Annotated in this window: 17 protein-coding genes; 7 read left to right on the top strand and 10 right to left on the bottom strand. The window is 71.1% G+C overall.

The window, feature by feature from the left end; genetic code table 11:
- The first annotated feature begins 157 nt into the window (after positions 1-157).
- Complete coding sequence (locus tag BFF78_RS47505; protein ID WP_227026057.1) at positions 158-1408, top strand: isocitrate lyase/phosphoenolpyruvate mutase family protein; 1251 nt, start codon at positions 158-160, stop codon at positions 1406-1408.
- A 154-nt stretch (positions 1409-1562) separates the two neighbouring features.
- Positions 1563-1949, top strand: a complete 387-nt coding sequence (locus BFF78_RS40360; protein WP_069782997.1) for a DUF2267 domain-containing protein — start codon at positions 1563-1565, stop codon at positions 1947-1949.
- Between the two features lie 264 nt (positions 1950-2213).
- Here BFF78_RS40360 and BFF78_RS40355 read toward each other — a convergent pair whose 3' ends face one another.
- Positions 2214-2876, bottom strand: a complete 663-nt coding sequence (locus BFF78_RS40355; protein WP_069784117.1) for a dienelactone hydrolase family protein — start codon at positions 2874-2876, stop codon at positions 2214-2216.
- A 500-nt stretch (positions 2877-3376) separates the two neighbouring features.
- Between BFF78_RS40355 and BFF78_RS40350 the strand changes: the two genes are divergently transcribed.
- Entirely contained in the window at positions 3377-4555 is a 1179-nt protein-coding gene (locus BFF78_RS40350) for a hypothetical protein (protein WP_079161676.1), read from the top strand.
- A gap of 40 nt (positions 4556-4595) precedes the next feature.
- Here the strand turns inward: BFF78_RS40350 and BFF78_RS40345 are convergent, their stop codons facing one another.
- The 3 genes from BFF78_RS40345 to BFF78_RS40335 form a co-directional block, all read right to left on the bottom strand.
- A complete protein-coding gene (locus tag BFF78_RS40345; RefSeq protein WP_069782996.1) occupies positions 4596-5117 on the bottom strand; it encodes a GNAT family N-acetyltransferase in 522 nt (173 codons plus the stop codon).
- Between the two features lie 98 nt (positions 5118-5215).
- A complete protein-coding gene (locus tag BFF78_RS40340) occupies positions 5216-6481 on the bottom strand; it encodes a KAP family P-loop NTPase fold protein (RefSeq protein ID WP_069782995.1) in 1266 nt (421 codons plus the stop codon).
- Positions 6482-6733: 252 nt separating this feature from the next.
- A complete protein-coding gene (locus BFF78_RS40335; RefSeq protein WP_069782994.1) occupies positions 6734-7702 on the bottom strand; it encodes an AraC family transcriptional regulator in 969 nt (322 codons plus the stop codon).
- A gap of 85 nt (positions 7703-7787) precedes the next feature.
- Here BFF78_RS40335 and BFF78_RS40330 point away from each other — a divergent pair, with 85 nt between their 5' ends.
- On the top strand, positions 7788-8624 hold the full coding sequence (locus BFF78_RS40330) for an NAD(P)H-binding protein (protein ID WP_069782993.1): 837 nt from the start codon (positions 7788-7790) through the stop codon (positions 8622-8624).
- A 246-nt stretch (positions 8625-8870) separates the two neighbouring features.
- Here BFF78_RS40330 and BFF78_RS40325 read toward each other — a convergent pair whose 3' ends face one another.
- The 3 genes from BFF78_RS40325 to BFF78_RS40315 all read right to left on the bottom strand — a co-directional run bounded on the left by BFF78_RS40325 (position 8871) and on the right by BFF78_RS40315 (position 12386).
- Positions 8871-11063 (bottom strand): MMPL family transporter, encoded by a 2193-nt coding sequence (locus BFF78_RS40325; protein WP_069782992.1) that lies wholly within the window; start codon positions 11061-11063, stop codon positions 8871-8873.
- Between the two features lie 224 nt (positions 11064-11287).
- Positions 11288-11941 carry a maleylpyruvate isomerase N-terminal domain-containing protein gene (locus tag BFF78_RS40320; RefSeq protein WP_069782991.1) on the bottom strand — a complete coding sequence of 218 codons (654 nt, stop codon included), beginning with the start codon at positions 11939-11941 and terminating at the stop codon, positions 11288-11290.
- Between the two features lie 76 nt (positions 11942-12017).
- Positions 12018-12386, bottom strand: coding sequence for a 5-carboxymethyl-2-hydroxymuconate Delta-isomerase (locus BFF78_RS40315; RefSeq protein ID WP_069782990.1), 369 nt, complete (start codon positions 12384-12386; stop codon positions 12018-12020).
- Between the two features lie 223 nt (positions 12387-12609).
- Here BFF78_RS40315 and BFF78_RS49470 point away from each other — a divergent pair, with 223 nt between their 5' ends.
- Positions 12610-13407: a lectin gene (locus BFF78_RS49470; protein WP_069782989.1), complete on the top strand. Its 798-nt coding sequence runs from the start codon at positions 12610-12612 to the stop codon at positions 13405-13407.
- Between the two features lie 75 nt (positions 13408-13482).
- Positions 13483-14628 (top strand): chitinase, encoded by a 1146-nt coding sequence (locus BFF78_RS40305; RefSeq protein ID WP_069782988.1) that lies wholly within the window; start codon positions 13483-13485, stop codon positions 14626-14628.
- Between the two features lie 55 nt (positions 14629-14683).
- Here the strand turns inward: BFF78_RS40305 and BFF78_RS40300 are convergent, their stop codons facing one another.
- Both BFF78_RS40300 and BFF78_RS40295 read right to left on the bottom strand, forming a co-directional pair.
- Positions 14684-15334 (bottom strand): DUF6518 family protein, encoded by a 651-nt coding sequence (locus BFF78_RS40300; protein ID WP_079161675.1) that lies wholly within the window; start codon positions 15332-15334, stop codon positions 14684-14686.
- A gap of 84 nt (positions 15335-15418) precedes the next feature.
- Positions 15419-16270, bottom strand: coding sequence for a helix-turn-helix transcriptional regulator (locus tag BFF78_RS40295; protein WP_069782987.1), 852 nt, complete (start codon positions 16268-16270; stop codon positions 15419-15421).
- An 87-nt stretch (positions 16271-16357) separates the two neighbouring features.
- Between BFF78_RS40295 and BFF78_RS40290 the strand changes: the two genes are divergently transcribed.
- The gene (locus BFF78_RS40290) at positions 16358-17158 is read left to right on the top strand and encodes an SDR family NAD(P)-dependent oxidoreductase (RefSeq protein ID WP_069782986.1); all 801 of its coding nucleotides are present in this window, start codon (positions 16358-16360) and stop codon (positions 17156-17158) included.
- Positions 17159-17179: 21 nt separating this feature from the next.
- Here the strand turns inward: BFF78_RS40290 and BFF78_RS40285 are convergent, their stop codons facing one another.
- A complete protein-coding gene (locus tag BFF78_RS40285; protein ID WP_069782985.1) occupies positions 17180-18052 on the bottom strand; it encodes an SGNH/GDSL hydrolase family protein in 873 nt (290 codons plus the stop codon).
- Between the last annotated feature and the right edge of the window lie 128 nt (positions 18053-18180).

Below are 18180 nucleotides of genomic sequence, written 5' to 3'. Positions count from 1 at the left end.
TCTGCGGGCGGACTTCGCGGAGTTCGCCGCGCATGTCAGGCCCGGTTGGGCCCGCGACATCGGCCGGCCTGTGCCGGTCCGTGAGCCCGCCTGCGGGGATGAGTCTGCCGGGTGATCGCCCCGGTCAGTCGGCGTGCTCGGCGGGAACGAGCAGCCGGTGGAAGGTGTGCCGGCGCGCACCGACGACCTCGTGATCATCGCCAGGACCGACGCCCGCGGACCGCTGGGCCTCGACCAGGCCATCGAGCGCGCGGGCCGGTACGCCGCCGCGGGCGCGGACGTCGTCTTCGTCGAGGCGCCGCGGACCACCGAGGAGATCGAGAGGATCGCCGCCTCCGTCGACGCCCCGCTCCTGATCAACATGGTCCAGGGCGGCCTCACCCCCGACACCGCGCCCGAGCGCCTCGCCGCCCTCGGCTACCGGATCGCCATCCACCCGGGCGCCCTGCTCGCCCCCTACGCCCCGCACGGACTGGCGGCCCCGCGCCGCCTCGGCGGCACACTGCCTGAGGTCACCCCGGGTCCGCGCGGCCTGTTCGAACTCGTCGGCCTGCGCGACTGGTCCGCGATCGGCGAACGCTACGACCACGTCGCTGGCGACGAGAAAGGCGTTGTCCCGTGCGGTCGTCGCGATCCGGGTGATGCCCGGGGCGATCTGCTGGTGCGCCGTCATGTCTCAGCTCCCGGATTCCGTGGGCACATAGCCTTCGCGGACGAGTCTGGGCAGGATGCCGCCCGCGGCGAGGATGTCCAGGACGAGCGGGGGAAGCGCGCCGCCCCGGAGGCGGAGGCCGGCCGTGGTGTTCTCCACGCAGCCCTCGGCGAAGTCCAGACGCATGCGGTCGCCGTCGCTGAAGGCCGCCGTGACTCCGGGGACGGTCAGCGCGGGCAGCCCGTGGTTGACGCAGTTGCGCAGGAACAGCAGGGCGCGTCCGGCCTCCGCCGCCGTACGGCCGCGCGGATCCTGATCCACGAGGCCGACCGACCCTGGCTGGAAGCCGGCCGCGTCCCGCCCGAGGGCCGGTCGGGTCGCGCCGGGCGGCTTCTCGACCGTCTGCCCAAGCTGCACTGGGCGCCGTTCGCGGCCGACGGGACGATCGCCGACGGGGAGCTGCTGGAAGGCTCGGACGGCCTGCGCGTCATCCACACGCCCGGTCATTCACCGGGGCACGTGGTGCTGTTCCACGAGCCCAGCCGCACCGCCCTCCTGGGCGACGCGGTCTTCCACCGCGGCGAGCCGGCCCTCGGCCCGGCAGCCCTCGCCGCCGATCCGGCGCTGCGTGTCGACAGCCTCGCCAAGCTGCCCCACGACCTGCGCGCGGTCGGTTTCGCACACGGCACCCCACTCGCAGGTGCCGGTGTCGACGCCTTCCTCCGGTTCCTGTCGGACCTGGGCCAGCGAGCCTGAGCCGCCGGGCAGTCCCGTTTTCGCGGGGCGCCCGGCGGGCATTCATCGGGTGGTGGTCCGACGGGGCACCCGCTCCTTCCCGTGCCGTCGCGCGACGGCAGCCGGGGAGAGTGCGGCTCGCCGTGATGGCCTGGGACGACAGTGGGAGGCCGCCATGCAGTTGCAGGAGTTCCTGACCCAGGTCCGTGACCGCGGGGAATTCCGCAGCCAGGAGGAGGCCGAGCGCGTCTGCGAGGCGGTCCTGTGGGCGCTCGCGACCCGGATCTCCCCGGAAGAGGCCGACGAGCTGGCGGCGCGGTTGCCCGCCCCGCTGGACGAGGCCCTGCATCTGGACCGCGGGCGTCCCGAGACGTTCGACTGCGACGAGTTCCTCCGGCGGGTGTCCGTGCAGACCGGCGCCCGGCCCCGCACCGCCGAGTGGGACGCGGACGCGGTGCTGTGCACGGTCGCCGACGCGGTCCCCGGCCCACAGCTCGACCGCCTCCTGTCCCGGCTCCCGGCCCGCTACGCCGAATTCTTCGGCCGACCGACCCCGGACTGAGCAACCTCACGGCACCCCAGGCGGCCTCCCCGGGTCCCGCCGGAGAGACCGGCCACTTGTCCCTGCCGTGCACCGTCGCCGACACCGTGCCCAGCCCACAGCTCGACCGCGCGCCGCCCCGGCCCCCAGCCCGCTACGCCGTATTCTTGCGCCGGCCGACCCCGGACCGACCGACCTCACGACGCGCAGCCCGGCGCCGCCGGCATCCCGGACGGCCTCGCCGGGTGCCGTCGGACCAACCGGTCAGGTGTGCCGCTGGACCGTCTACCCGGACTCCCGGGTGGGCTCCAGGCGCTCCTCGCACCACCGCCTGGCCGTCTCGGCGACCTGTTCCAGCGCGCCGGGCTCTCCGAACAGGTGCGTCGCCCCCTCGACGACGGACAGGGCGTGCGGGGCCCGCAGGCGCCGCGCCGCCCCCTCGTTCAGCTCCAGCACCTGCTGGTCCTGACCACCCACGATGAGCAGGACCGGGGCCCGCACCTCTTCCAGGGCGTCGCCCGCGAGATCGGGCCGGCCGCCCCGCGACACCACGGTCAGCACCCGGTCCGGCCGCTCGGCCGCGGCCACCAGTGCCGCCGCGGCGCCCGTGCTGGCGCCGAACAGGACGACCGGGAGACCGCGGGCGTCGGGCTGTGTGTCCAGCCAGTCGATCGCGGCCACGAGCCGTCGGCTGAGAAGCGGGATGTCGAAGCGGTGCTCACCGGTCAGCGCATCGTGCCGCTCCTCCCGTTCACTCAGCAGATCCATCAGCAGCGTGCCGAACCCGGCGGTGCGCAGCTCGGCGGCCACCATCCGGTTGCGCGGACTGTGCCGGGAGCTGCCGCTGCCGTGCGCGAACAGCACCACGGCACGCGCCGCTGTCGGGACGACCAGGTCACCATGGAGCGTGGCGTCGGTGGTGGGCACCAGAACCATGTCGGAGATCATCGACATCAACTTCTTCCACGTCTGCCGATCGGCTGGATCGCGACGATCCGGATGTCCCCCACCGCGTACCCACCATGGTGACGAGAACCCGCATCCGATCAGCCGCGGTGTCTACTCCACCAGTGTGTGATCGGCCAGGGCCCGGCCGCATCCCGCGCCGACCGTCAGGCGGGTCCGGCCGCGGTGCCGCGCACGATCAGGTGCGTGGTAGGACGGCCTCGAGCCGGCTCCATGCGGTCCTCGTCGAGCCGTTCACCAAGCCCCACGGCGCCACGCCGGACCGGTTCATGCGGCACCTGGCCGGCCGGGTTCCGGCCCGGCGGCGGATGTCATCGCCTCAGCACCTCGTCCCCACCACCCGTACGGCGCCGACCGGACGGTTCGCCTGCACGACGGTGCCGGACCGCGCCGGTCTCTACGGCCCTGGTCAGGGACCCGTCCATGCGGCGGAGTTCCGGATTGCGCCCGGGTTCCCGGCCGCTCATCGTCGGAGGGTGAGCATGTCCTCCGCGCTGCGGCAGTCCGACGGCCCTCGTGAGACCGGACGCGGTCGGGTGGAGGGTCCCCCCGGCGTTCTCCGGGCCCTCGCCGTCTTCGCGGCCGTTCGTCTCGTCGGGGTCGCCTTGGTGCTGGTGGTCGACGCATGCGCCGGCCGCCCGTTCGGGAAGAGCCTCGCCCATGCGTGGGACTCCGTCTGGTATCTGCACATCGCAGAGCACGGCTACGGCACCACGTTGCGCATCAGCAGCTCGGGCGCGGTCCAGACCGACTGGGCGTTCTTTCCCTTGTATCCGGCGCTCATCCGGGCCGTGAGCGGGTTACTCCATGTGTCCGGGGGGCAAGCCGGTCTGCTGATCGCCTGGGGTTCCGCGGTGCTCGCCGCGTACGGCATCTACGCGATCGGCCACCATCTCTACGGCGGGACGGTCGCCACCGCGCTGGTCGCCCTGTGGGCCGTACTGCCGCAGTCGGTCGTCCTCACGCTGGCCTACACCGAGCCGCTGTTCACGGCGTGTGCCGCCTGGTCCCTGTACGCCGTGCTGCAGCGCCGCTGGCTGGCCGCCGGCTCGCTGGCCCTGCTGGCCGGTCTCGCGCGGCCGAACGGCATCGCCGCCGCCGTGGCCGTGGCCGCCACGGCCGTGCACGAGGTCGTACGGCGACGTGCGCGCGTTTCGCCGGCGCTCCTGACCGGGACACTGATCGGTCCGCTGGGCTGGGCGGGTTATGTGCTGTGGGTGGGAACGCGGACCGGTGACTTGTTCCACGGGTATCTGCATGTGCAGAGTGCCTGGGACTCACGCCTGGATCTCGCGGCCGGGCCCTTGCGGTTCCTGGAGTCGATGCCGTGGCAGGGCACGGTGACCTATCCGGTGGCCATGATCGTCGTCGTGGCCGGCATCCTGTCGTTCTGCCTGCTGTGCCTGGACCGCGCCCCGCTGCCGCTGGTGGTCTTCGCGGGCGTCCTGCTGCTGTTGGTGGTCGCGGTGTCCGGCCCCTCCTCCTGCAAACCCCGCTTCCTTCTCCCGGCGTTCCCCCTGCTCATCCCGCCGGCTCGCGCCCTCGCCCGGGGGTGGCGGCCAGGCCCGTCGTCCCGGGCCCGTCTGCTGTGCGGCGGCCTCACGACCGTGTTCCTGCTCTACGGCGCCTACCTGGCGACCCTCGCCGGCCAGGCCCCGTGAGAACCGCCGCGGGGACAGTGCCGCGGTGCCGGGGACGGACTCACAGGTCCTTGCGCATGAGGACACACATCGTCTCGTACCGGCGGATCACACCGTCCGGTCCTTCCTCGTCCCATCCGTCCGGCGTACGGCCGTACGCCTCATAGCCCAAACGCTCGTACAGCGCGCGGGCCCGGGGGTTGTCCTCCTCCACGCCGAGTTCCGCCCTGTGCAGGCCGCGCCGGAGGATGCGCTGTTCGGCGGCCCGGATCAGCAGCGTTCCCAGCCCGCGGGACTGCAGCGCCGGGAGGACGGCGAGCTGCCACAGGGTCCCGGCGCCCTCGGAGACCTGGTAGTCGACGCCGCCGATCGCCACGGGCAGATCCGCCGGGGTGCAGACGGCCAGGTAGTCCGCCTCGCCCGCCGCGGCGCGCGCCAGCGCTCGCTCGACCTCCCGCAGATGGAGGGCCGAGCCGGACCAGGTGCATGCGGGCAGGTCTCGCGGCAGCAGGTCGCGTACGCCGACGGGCAGGACGATGGTCGCTTCCATGGACTGGCCTTCACTGATCACAGCGACGAGCATGCTGCGCGCGGGGATGCCCTGGCAACGGATTTCCGGCTCGGCCGAACCGCCGACTCGGCGACGCGGCCGAGCCGGTCCTCGTACGGCGGATGCCGCCCCTAGAAGTCCTCGGGGCCGGCTGTGCTGCGGAGGGTGCTGATCATCGTGAGGACGACCGAGTCGTCCGGTGGGACGAGGCGTTCCGTGTCGCCGTGGGTGAGGAGGCGTTCGAGGGCCCCGTCCTCGGTGAACTGGCGCAGGTAGTCGGGCAGGTCCATGTGGAGGCGGCCACGGGTGTTGGGGGAGGTCTGGACCTGGTCGAAGTACCTTGCGAGCGTCAGCCAGGAGTCGGGCTCGGACGTCAGTGTGTGGAAGAAGTCGCGGTGTTGCGTACGGATGATGAGCAACACCGCGAGCTGCAGCCGGGATTGCCGGGTCAGGGTACGGCTGGTCTGGGCGTGGAAGACGGCCACAGCCATGTTGTAGACGTTGATGTAGCGCTTGAGCCGACGGGGATTGCCGCCCAGGCCGCGGCGGAGCAGCCCCCAGAAGAACGGGTCGTCCCCCATGTCGGGAACGTAGGGCTTGAATGCCTCGCGCAGGGTCTCGAAGCCGACCTCCGGCAGGAAGAACGGCAGTTGGACGATCTTGTCGAGGTAGGCCATGCCGGAGACCACCTCGGACGGTGCGCCTTTGAGGGCTTCGCCGAACTTGTTGGTGGCGATCGCCGCGAGCACGTCCAGGTCGAGGGCCAGCACGAAGACGCACTGGGAGTGGGCGAGGAAGAGCTTCAGCGACTCCAGTACCGTCATCGCCGACTCGGGGGTGCACCGGTCCAGGTCGTCCACGAAGACCACCAGCCGGCCGTTCTCACCGACGAACTCCTTGACGGCGTCCGCGAAGTCGAACTCGAAGCTGTTCACCTGCCGGTACTGCTGGGAGTCCTCCTCCGAAAGGCTCTTCAGCAGTTCGTCGACATCGCCGCCCTTGATGACACCGCCGGTGCCGAGCGCGGCGGCGGTGCCCAGGCCCGCGCGCACCGAGAGCCACGTCGCGGCCTTGGCGAGCCGGACCGCCTTCTCCTTGAGGGTGTCCTTCTTCTCCATCTCGGCGAGGATGGTGTGCAGCAGGGCCGCCCAGACCTCGACCTTGCGGTCGTACTTCCAGGGGTTGAACCAGATCGTCCTGGTCGCCTCCCCCTGCAACCGCCGCTCCCACAGCCGCAGGAAGCTCGACTTCCCCGCGCCCCAGGAGCCGAACACGCCGACGGTCAGCGGCAGCGGCGTGGCCTGCTGCACCGCGGCGTGCAGGACGTCGACGTACGGCCCGAAATGGAACGAGTCGTCCTCGGGCATGGTGACGGGGTTGTCGGTGAGAGGACGCAACTAACCTTCTCCTGTCTGCCGGTTCCGCTGCCGTGCCGGGCGGTCGACGCCACGGCCACCGCGCCCCTCCCGCCCGTACCTTCGCCCGCCGATTATGGCGTTCCGTCAACTTGCTGTCAGTCGAATGGAGTTGCGCCATACGTTCCGTTCAGGCATCGGAGAGCCGTTCGTGCAGCGGTGGCGTCCATGTCATCGAAGGTCGGTGCCTGTCCGGCGGTGAGCGGCGGGGTCGGCCCGGCGAAGCGTCCCTGCTCACTTGGGGCCGGTGGCGTCGGGTCGGCGGGTTTGGCGGCGCCACAGGGAGGGGGCGGCGCCATGGCAGCGTTTGAAGGCGACGCTGAAGGCGAACGGGTCTTCGTAGCCGACCTGGTGGGCCACGGTGGCGATGGTCGCCTCGGTGTCCCGCAGGAGGTCCGCCGCCAAGGCCATGCGCCAGCCGGTGAGATACGCGAGCGGCGGCTCACCGACCACGCTGGTGAAGCGTGCGGCGAACGCGGCGCGGGACATGCCGAGGCGGGTGGCGAGTTGGGCCACCGTCCAGCGCCGCGCGGGATCCTGGTGCACCAGGCGCAGCGCCTCGCCGATGGCGGGATCGGCCAGCGCCCGGTACCAGGCCGGGGGCGTCGCGCCGGGCTTGGCGCACCAGGCTCGCAGCGCCAGCACCAGCACGAGGTCCAGCGCCCGGTCGATGACGGCGTCCTGCCCCGGTTCGTCACGGGCGATCTCGTCGGCGAGCAGTTCCAGTGCCGCCCGGGTCCGCGGTCCGGCGGGCACGATCGCCGTGGGCGTCAGCAGGCCCAGCAGCCGGTCGCCGACATCGCCGCGGAGTTCGTAGGCGCCGCGGAGGAGGACCGTGGCCCCGGGCATGCCGTCCCCGTACGTACGCGGGGCCAGGCCGCGTCGCACGCCCGCTGCTCTTTCGTCCCGGTCGACCACCTGCTTCTCCCGGCCCCGGATCACGACCTGGGGCGGGGTGGCCGGGGTGTCGGCGATCGTGTACCGGCTCGTTCCGCTGATCAGGGCGATGTCTCCGGCGGCGAGCCGCACCGGTACGGCGTCCGTGCCGTCGAACCGGACCGACGCATGGCCGGCCAGCGTGGCCACGACGGTGAGCGGTGGCGCCTCGACGAAGCCCAGCGACCACGGGGGCCGCTGGACGAGTTTCCTGACCATCGCGTTCCGGGCGCGGGCCCGGTGCAGCAGGTCGCTCAGCACGTCCATGTCCGCCCCCACACTGGACGATCACAAAGGTCTTCTCGATTCTTTCCCATGGATCGTCTTCGGTGCGTGGCGTTTTCTGGAGGGCATGAAGAACATCCTCCTCATCGGCGGCACCGGTAAGACGGGCCGCCGCATCGCACGCCGCCTCGAGGCCTGCGGCCATCCGGTGCGCACGGCCTCCCGCACCGGCGCAGGCACGCCCTTCGACCTGGACGATCCGTCGACCTGGGCTCCGGCCCTCGCCGACGTCACGGCTGCCTACCTGGTCGAGCCCAACCTTCGGTCCGATGTGGACCGTGAGGCGCGCATCCCCCGGCTCGTCGGCGAGGCGGTGGGCGCGGGCGTACGGCGGCTGGTGCTGCTGTCGGCCTACGGCGTGGGTGAGGCCGACGACAGCCATCCCCTCAAGGTGGCCGAACACGCCGTACGGGGCTCGGGTGCCGACTGGACGATCCTGCGGCCGGATTGGTTCTCGCAGAACTTCAGCGAGGGCCCCTGGCTCCAGGGGATCCGGACGGGGACCCTGTCCCTGCCGACCGGCGACGGACGCACGCCGTTCGTCGACGCCGAGGACATCGCCGAGGTCGCCGCGTCGGCGCTGACCGAGGACCGGCACAGCGGCCGCACCTACCAGCTGACCGGTCCCCGGGCGATCGGCTTCGGCGAGGCCGCCGGCCTCATCGGCAGGGCCACCGGACGCACCGTCCGCCATGTCGACGTCGACCCCGACGAGTTCACCGAGAGGCAGCTCTCCTTGGGTGTCCCGTCCGATGTCGCGCGCCTGCTCACCGGCCTCCTCGTGGCCGTCCGTTCCGGTCGCGGCGCCGTGGTCGGTGACGGCGTGGAACGCGCTCTCGGCCGACCGCCCAGGTCCTTCGAGGACTACGTCACCGAAACAGCCGCCGCGGGCCACTGGACCTGACCCACTGCCCCGGGAGGCGCCGATCCTGAGGCCGCGCCGGTCGCTCCCACCGCGGCGGCCACCAGGTGCCGCAGCGGTGGGAGCGCCAAGTCGACCGGTCGGCGGGGCTGGACCGGTGCTCCAGCGGGCGCCACCAGCCGTTACGTTGCGCGTGCCGATCTCGGCGAACTCACGTGAAGAGGAAGGGGTCCTGCCGGCCCTCATGGGCCGGCAGGACCCCTCCTCTGACTGTCCGTCACATCGCCGCTAGTTGCGGCGCCCCGCGGAATCGCGGGCGACGGAGTTCCGGTCGCCGCCCGGGGGCGGTACGGAGCCGTACGTCCCGGTGCCCACGCCGGCCGGCGTCGTCTCGCCGCGGTCGCCGTGTCCCGGCCACCAGGCCGCGTGGCCGATCAGTGCGGTGAGGCTCGGGGTGAAGAACATCGCCATCACGAAGGCGGCGACCGCGATGCCGAAGGACACCGCGAAACCCATCTCCGTGAGCAGCGAGTTGCCCGCCAGCATCATCGTGGCGAAGGTCGCCGCCAGGATGAAGCCGGCCGCGGCGACGGTCGGACCGGCGTGCCGCAGCGCCATGCCGGCCGCCTCGCGCGGTTCGCGGCCCTCGCGGGCCTCCTCGCGGAGCCGGGCGATCATGAGGATGTTGTAGTCGGTACCGATGGCGACCACGAACAAGTACATGATCACCGGGAGCATGAACATCAGCCCCGAGTGGCCCTGCCCCTTCTGGAAGATCCACACGGTCGCGCCGAGAGTGGCACCGAAACCGAGGCCCACCGAGGCCATCAGGTACCAGGGGGCGACCATGCTGCGCAGCAGCAGGCCCAGGATGATCATGATGAGGACGGCGGCCACCGGGAAGACCGTCTTGTAGTCGTGGTTCACCGCGGTGTTGATGTCCTTGTAGATCGAGGACATGCCGCCGACGACCGCCTCGGTGCCGTCCGGGGCGTCGGAGTGGGCGACGTCGCGCACGTTGCCCACCGTGTCGATCGCCTTGTCCGTCGACGCCTCGTACTTGAGTGTGACGGTGAAGTCCGCGGTGGTGCCGTCCTTGTTCAGCTGGGTCATGCGGGCGCTCGCGACGCCGTCCACGGCCCCGAGTTTCTGCGCGTAAGCGGCGAAACCGGCCTTGTCCAGCGGCTTGCCGTCGGTACTGGACAGGTAGACGTCGGTGGGTGCCGCGGCGCCCGCCGAGTACGCCTTCTGCATCTGGTCCTGCACGACCATGGACTCCTTGGTCTTCGGCATGGAGCCCGAGGCCAGGTCGAACGTGGCGTGGTAGCCGTAGATGCCGGCCGACAGCGCCAGCAGGACGAGACCGGACAGCGCAGCGGTGAGCGCCGGGCGGCGCTGCACCCCGCGGCCGAGGGCGGCGAACCGGGCGTTCTCCGGTTCCCGCTGCCAGGACTTGGAGGGCCAGAAGACCTTCGGTCCGATGAGCGAGACGACGGCCGGGATCAGGGTCAGACCCGCGACCAGCGTGGCGGCGACCGCGATGGCGAGCGCCGGGCCCATCTGCTTGAGGAAGCCCAGCGTGGACAGCACCAGCGCGAGGAAGGCGATGATGACGGCCCCGGCCGCCGAGGCGATGGCCTCACCGACCCGGCCGACCGCGTTGATCATCGCCTCCTTGGATTCGTCACCGGCCCGCAGGCGTTCGCGGTAACGGAACATCAGGAAGAGGAAGTAGTCCGTGCCCACGCCGAACAGCACGACGATCAGGATCGACGAGATCGAGCTGTTGGCCTGCAGATCGAACAGCTTGGTGGCGTACGCGATCAGCCCGTTGGCGATGGCCGACACCAGGCCGATCAGCACCAGGGGCAGTACGGCCAGGATCGGCGCCCGGAAGATGATCAGAAGGGTGACCAGAATGATCACGAAGGTGCCGATACCGATCAGCGCCTGTCCACGTTTGGACGAGTCCTGCTGGTCGAGCGCCTGCGCGGCGGAACCGCCGAGCCTGACGTCGAGATGCGTGCCCTTGGCCAGCTGCTTGGCGTCGTCTCGCAACACCTTGGCCGCGTCCGCCTGTTTGGGCTGGCCGGCGTTCTTGCTGTCCATCTGCACCAGGGTCAGGTCATACCTGCCGTCCTTGGACGGCAGGCCGGGGACGACCTTCTGCACCTGGTCGATGTGTTTCTTGCCCAGTTCGGTGGTGATCCGGGCGACGTCCTGTTTGTCGGCGGCGGTCAGCTTGCCGCCGTCCGTGCGCTGGTAGAGCGCGATCGCGGACGGAGTGAAGGCGCTGGGGAACGCCTTCTGCTGGAGATCCGCCGCTTTGATGGATTCATAACTCTTGGGCAGGAAGCTGCTCTCGTCACTGTTCGAGGGCAGGCTCGGAGCAGTGGCGACGATCGCCACCGCGGCGATCAGCCAAGCAACGATCGTCCACACGGGATGTCGGACGACGATCTTGCCAATACGTCGGAACATGCGGAAGGTCCTCCTGGACAGGAAGATCACCGCAGCCCGGGGAGCGGTCCCTGGCATCGGCGACCCCGAACGGCACGTATCTGACGAGCCGCTCGAATGGTTGTCTTGCGGTCACATCGTAGTGACCGAATGCGAAGGTCATCTCAAGGTGGTCTCGATTCGGATCTCGCCCGAGTGCCCAGGGGACGTGGGAGCACTCGACCGGGGAACCGGCGACCGGCCGCTCAGCCGAGAACGAAGGGGAGTTCGGCTGCGAGGTCGCCCAGCGCGGTCTCCTCCTCGTCGGTCGGCGTACGGCGTCCGGTGCCGACCAGCAGCGCGTCCTTGTCGGAGAACGAGGCGGGGAAGGCACTCCCGGCGATCTTCTCCAGCGAGGCGCGGGCAGCGGCGAGGGTCTCGGCGGGCGGTTCCGCGGCCCACGGCAGATGCGCGATCAGGTCGAGGTGGTGCAGGGTCCACTCGACCACGTAGGCCGACAGGTAGTCGCCGGCGGTCAGCACCTCGTCGCGGGTGCTGACGCGGGCGGCCGGATCGGCGAGCCCGGCGGCGCGGCCCGCCGCCGAACCGACGTCGTCCAGGTGGAACTTCAGCCACCGCGCCTCGCCGTAGGCGGCCGCCAGCCGAGGGATCAGCGCATCGAGCGGATCCTCGCCGGTCGGGGGCTCGACAAGGTTCCAGTACGTGACGGCGTCCACGGTCGGTTCGGTGTCGGCGGGCGTGACCAGGGTGATCAGGATGCCCTGGGCATCGATGACCAGGTGGCACACCAAGTCCCGTACCAGCCAGCCGGAACAGCCGGACGGCCGCTCGAAGTCCTCGTCCGGGAGTTCGGCGACCGCGGTGCGCAGTGCCGTCCAAGAGTGTGAGAAGAGATCCACTGGCGGCACGGTAGTGCGGGACCGGCGCGGCGAACAACCGAATTCGGACCGGGCGTGTCCGCCTCGGCCCGGCGGCTCATCGCGCGGACGGCGACAACCGGTAGGAGCCGGCGAGGTCGCGCACCTCCACCGAGCAGAAGACCCGCTCCTCGCCGTCGTCGCCCACCGGCAGATGCTTGGCGAGCAGAGCCAGCACGCCCTCGGACAGCCGCGCCTTCTGCGCCTCGGGGCGGCCGGGCATGAGGCCGACTTCCACGTGCACGAAGACGGTCTCCCCGCTCGGTCTGTCCCCCACGTACGTCTCCGCCGGGCGGAACACCGTCTTGCACACGCCCGACGTGCCGGATTCCTCGACCACGAGCGGATGCAGCTCCTTCACAAAGGCACAAGGGTCGAATGTCCCGGCGGCCAGACAGGAGGAGTAGTCGACGGTGAGGTACGGCATGGCGGGCCTTTCATACGGTCCCCGTAGTTTTAATAGGCAACTATTTTCCCTCACGCCATGACCGGGTCTTCACCGAGGCGGCCCATGGGCTCCAACTCGCTTTCCTCATGGCTTACTTCACTACTTGACGGAACTGGTCTGGACCTCTAGTTTCACGGCTCAGCCACGCATCGCGCGCCGCGCCGCCCGATGCCCACCCCCCACCCGAAAGGGCCACCTGTTCATGGCCAGGTCCCTCCCCGCTGCCGTCTTCGCAGCAGCACTGGGCCTCTCCGTATGCCTGCTGAGCGCGTCCCCCGCCACGGCCGCCACGGGTGCCGTCACCGGGCTCGCCGGCAAGTGCCTCGACGTCGCCGGGGCCAACTCGGCCGACGGCACGCCCGTCCAGCTCTACGACTGCAACGGCACCAACGCCCAGCAGTGGACCGTCGGCGCGGACGGCACGATCCGCGCCCTCGGCAAGTGCCTGGACGTGACCGGCGATTCGACGGCCGACGGCGCCAAGGCGCAGCTGTGGAGCTGTACCGGCGGCGCGAACCAGAAGTGGACCGTCACCTCCGCCCACGACATCGTCAACCCTCAGGCGAACAAGTGCCTGGACGTCACCGACGACAACTCCGCCAACGGCACCCGCATCCAGATCTGGAGCTGCTCCGGCGGCGCCAACCAGAAGTGGACCGCGCCCGCGGCGCAGGCGTCCGACCAGTGCTGGGCGACCCACTACGGTCCCCAGCCGCCCGGAGCCCTGACGGCCAGTGGCGAGCTCTTCGACAACAACGCCGACACCGCGGCGACCTCGCTCAGCCGTCGGCCCCAGCTGCCGTTCGGCACACACGTGCAGGTCACGAACACCGCCAACGGCAGGTCGCTGGTGATCCGCATCAACGACCGCGGCACGTTCGCCGGTACTCCGCAGGAACCCAAGTGCCTGGATCTGACCGACGGCGCGTTCAGCCGGCTCGGCGGGAGCCTCGATCCCGACGCCGGCCACATCGTCGTCACGGAGACCGTCCTCAACTGACCTCCGGCCGACCCGTCCCGCCGACACCGGCACCTTCCCATCCCTTCCGCACGATCAGGACAGGAGCGCCTGTCGATGCCCACGCATCCCGCTGAACTCCCTTACGCAACCACAGGATTGAGACGTCTCGGCCGCTTCCTGGCCGGCGGCGGCGTCGCCATCCTCCTCACCGCGCTGTTCACCGCCGCGCCCGCCCAGGCCGCGGACGGCCGGATCACCGGCCTGGCCGGCAAGTGCGTCGACGTGGCGGGAGCCGACAGTGCCAACGGCACCGCCGTTCAGCTCTACGACTGCAACGGAACCAACGCCCAGATCTGGTCGAACCCGGGTGACGGAACCCTGCGGGCGCTCGGCAAGTGCCTGGACGTCGTCGACCGGGGCACCGGCGACGGCGCGGCGGTCCAGCTGTGGGACTGCTCCGGCGGCGCCAACCAGCAGTGGGTGGTCACCGCGGCCCACGACATCGTCAACCCGGCCGCGAACAAGTGCCTCGACGTGCAGGACGACAACAGTGCCAACGGTACGCGGCTGCAGATCTGGACCTGTACGGGCGGCGCGAATCAGAAGTGGAACGCTCCGGCCGGCGGCGGCGGAACCCCCTCCGGATTCGTCGTCTCCGAAGCCCAGTTCACCCAGATGTTCCCGAACCGGAACGCCTTCTACACCTACAGCGGCCTGGTCCAGGCCCTGAGCGCCTACCCCGCCTTCGCGAACACCGGCAGCGACACGGTCAGGAAACAGGAGGCCGCCGCCTTCCTCGCCAACGTCAGCCACGAGACCGGCGGCCTCGTGTACATCGTCGAGCAGAACACCGCCAACTACCCCACGTACTGCGACCGGAGCCAGCCCTACGGCTGCCCCGCCGGACAAGCCGCCTACTACGGACGCGGCCCGCTCCAGCTGTCCTGGAACTTCAACTACAAGGCCGCCGGCGACGCACTCGGCATCGACCTGCTGAACAACCCCTGGCAGGTCGAGAACAACGCCGCCATCGCCTGGAAGACCGGCCTGTGGTACTGGAACACCCAGTCAGGACCCGGATCCATGACCCCGCACAACGCCATGGTCGACAACGCCGGCTTCGGCCAGACCATCCGGTCCATCAACGGCTCCCTGGAATGCGACGGCAAGAACCCCGCCCAGGTCCAAAGCCGCGTCGACGCCTACCAGCGCTTCACCCAGATCCTCGGCGTCTCACCGGGCAGCAACCTGTACTGCTGATCGACTCGGCCCCACCTCGGGCCATGTCAGGGCCAGGAAGCACCCACGGACGACTTCAGGCGGAGACCCACTGCAGGGGCAGTTCGATGACGGCATAGCCAAGGGGCGCGCAGACCACGGCGGCGGCCAGCGTCAAGGCGCGCTCCTTGTGTGTGCGGGCCATGAGCAGCGGGATGAGGAGGAAGAGCGCCAGGGATGCCCAGGCCTGCGGGGCGTAGTGCAGGTTCCAGGCGTAGGCCAGGCCCTCCATGCCGAAGGGGCCGGCGAACGCGGCCAGGCCGGTGACGCGGCGGCGTGCGTCCCGGCCGCGCCGCCACCAGTGCCCGGCGACGCCGGACAGCGGTCCCGCCACGCAGGCCATGCCGAGCCATATCAGCGGGAAGAACAGGTCCCCCGCGCCGTCGCGGCCGAACTGGGCATAGCCGTAGTAGCCGACGACCAGGCCCGTCTCCGCCCCGAGGCCGCCGATCGCGGATCGGAACACGGAGCCCCGCCGGGACGACAGCGCTCCGGCGGCGAAGGCGACGGCGGACCACACGGCTCCGGAGTTGGCGATCTGCTGCCAGGCTCCGGGCAGCCATCCCTGGGCCAGGTTGGTGAGTACACCGAGCAGGAGGCCGGTGCCCGACGCCCACGCCGTGGAGCCGGCCCACGCGTGCGGTCGGCTCCTCGTGCCGGCCTGTCCAGCCGCAGTGGTGGTCGTCATCGTCGCCCTCGCAGTCGCAGTGCTACCCGCGCGCACTATACACATCATGTATACATGATGTGTATACATGGCGCGCGTCCCGACTCAGTGGCCCGCGTCCATGCGCTGGGTGCCGATGACCGACAGCAGCCGCAGGGCCTCCCCGGACGGTGTGCCGGGGACGGCGGTGTAGATCACCACTTGCTGGTCGCGGTCGGTGAGCTCGAGGGCGTCGCAGTTGACGGTGATCGGCCCGACGAGCGGATGCCGGAACGTCTTGCGGAGCGTGGGCTCCACGTCCACGTCGTGCGAGTCCCAAAGGCGGGCGAACTCCTCGCTGCCGGTGCGCAGTTCGCGGATCAGGACGCTCACCTCGGGATCGTCGGGGTAGCGGGCGGCGGTCGTGCGCAGCCGGCGTGCCGCGTGGCGGGCGAACGCCTCGGCGTCGGACACGCCGTACAACCGCCGTCCTCCGGAGGGCGGCCCGAGGAAGACGCGGCGCGCGAGGTTGCGGTCGCGGCGCGACAGGGCCGAGAAGTCCTCCATGAGGGCGGCGGCCAGCTCGTTCCAGGCGAGCACCTCCAGCGTGGCCGACGTGACGAAGGCCGCCGACTGCGGCAGCCGGTGCACCAGGTCGAGGATGCTCTGCCGCACCTCGCGCGAGGGTCCGGGCGCGGGGCCGGGCGGGGCGCCGGCCAGGAGATGGAGGTGCTCGCGTTCCGCGTCCGACAGCCGCAGGGCGCGGGCCAGCCCGGCCAGCACCTCCCGGGACGGGCGAGGTCCTCGCGCCTGTTCCAGCCGGGTGTAGTACTCGGTCGAGATGAACGCCAGGTGCGCGACCTCCTCACGGCGCAGCCCGGGTGTGCGGCGGCGCGGCCCGGCGGGCAGGCCCACGTCGGCAGGGCTGATCCGCTCGCGCCTGCTGCGCAGGAAGCCCGCCAGTTCCGCTCTGTCCACACCGCAAGTGTGCGCGTGCGCCGCGAGGCCGATCCAGGTACCGCCGGTGCCTGGATGAGCCCCGTTCGCGGACGCAGGCTCGACGCCATGGACCACACACAGACCATCGGCACACCCACCCCGGCCGCACCTGGCCTGCTCGCCGGCAAGGTCGCCTTCGTCACCGGTGCGGGACGCGGGATCGGCGCCGCCGCGGCCCGGCTCTTCGCCCGGGAAGGCGCCCGGGTGCTGCTGGCGGCGCGTACCGAGGCGCAGTTGAAGGCGGTGACGGATCAGGTGCGGGCAGCGGGCGGCACCGCCGACCACGTCGTCTGCGACCTTGCCGACACGGCGAGCGTACGCGCCGCCGTGGACCGCGCCGTCGACCTGTACGGCCGTCTCGACATCGCCTTCAACAACGGTGCGACGATCCAGCCGCCCGGCCCCATGGACCGGCTCCCGGAGGCCGAGTTCGACCATGTGTACACGGTGAACCTCAAAGGTGTCTGGCTGGCCATGGTCGCCGAGGTCGCCGCCATCCGGGCCACCGCGGGGACGGGCGCGATCGTGAACAACTCGTCCGTCGGCAGCCTGCGGGGCAACCCCGAACTGCCGGCGTACGGGGCGATGAAGCGGGCGGTGAACAGCCTGACGGAGTCGGCGGCCGTGACCTACGGCCCCGAAGGCATCCGCGTCAACGCGATCGCGCCCGGCAACACCCTGACGGAGATGATCCGGGACTGGGAAGCGCGCTCGCCCGGGCTTCAGGACCGGCTCACGGCGCTCACCCCGCTGCGCCGCGCGGCCGACCCCGAGGAGATCGCCCAGGCCGCCGCCTGGCTGCTGAGCGACCGCGCCTCCTTCGTGACCGGCGCGGTGCTCCAGGTCGACGGCGGCGCACGGGCCTGACCTCCGCTCGCCGCGGCTCGGTCAGCCGAGGCCGAGGACGCTCATGGTGTGCTCGGCCATGCGCTGCTCGCCGAGCGCGTTGGGGTGGACCGGGACGAGGTTCCGCCCGAAGAGCAGCGGCTCGATCCACCGGGTGCCGACGAGCTGACACGCGTCGTGCCCCTCCGACGCCCGGGAGAAGTCCACGTACGTGGCCCCGGTCTCCTCGGCGGCACGCTGGACGACTGCGTTGAGATGGGCCTGGAGGGCGTGCAGATACGGCACATCGCCGGAGGCGACCGGCATTTCGGCGAAGCAGGACGGGTCGGCCTCGGCCGGAGTGATCCACGGGTAACCGAGCACCGCCACACGGGCGTCGGGCGCCTTGGCGCGGACGGCGCGCAGCGCGTGCTTCAGCGCGGGGTAGGTGGCGGTGTCGATCGCGTCGTCGAAGGAGGTGCCGTAGGTGTCCTTGCAGGGGCTGCCCCTGCCTCCGCTGAGGATGCCCGCGGTGCCGCAGGCGAGCATGGCGTTGATGAAGGTGCCGTTGTCGTTGCCGCCGATCGTCAGCGTCACCAGGTCGGTGTCGGCCGTGACCGCGTCCGCCTGCGGGGCGACGCCGGGGTACTGGGACTCGGTGAAGTCCTTGGTCCGGGCCGCGCCACAGGTGACGTCCGTGAGCCGGGCCCCGGTGCGGGCGGCGACGACATGGGGGTAGTCGGCCGTGGAGCGCAGGCAGAGCAGGTTGCCGGGGTCGACGGGCAGGACACCCGAGGCGGCGCTGTAACTGTCGCCGAGGGCGGCGTAGTTGAGGGGTGTGGTGGCCTGGGCGGGTACGGCGCTGAGGCCGAGGGCCAGCGCACCGGCGACCGCGGAGGTCGCGGCGATGGCCCGGCGCAGGGCAGGGATGGGCATGGGCGAGTGCTCCCTCTTCTCGAGGTGGGGACACGAGACAGGCGGGCATGGGGGTGCCCGCGCGTGTGGTGCACGAGAACGCGGCGGCTCGGAGCCAAGGGAGGTACGGCGGTACGGGCGGTACAGCC

The organism is Streptomyces fodineus (assembly GCF_001735805.1).
Lineage (GTDB): Bacteria > Actinomycetota > Actinomycetes > Streptomycetales > Streptomycetaceae > Streptomyces > Streptomyces fodineus.
The sequence above is the reverse complement of the archived record's forward strand: the minus strand, read 5'-3'. Positions and strand labels throughout refer to the sequence as shown.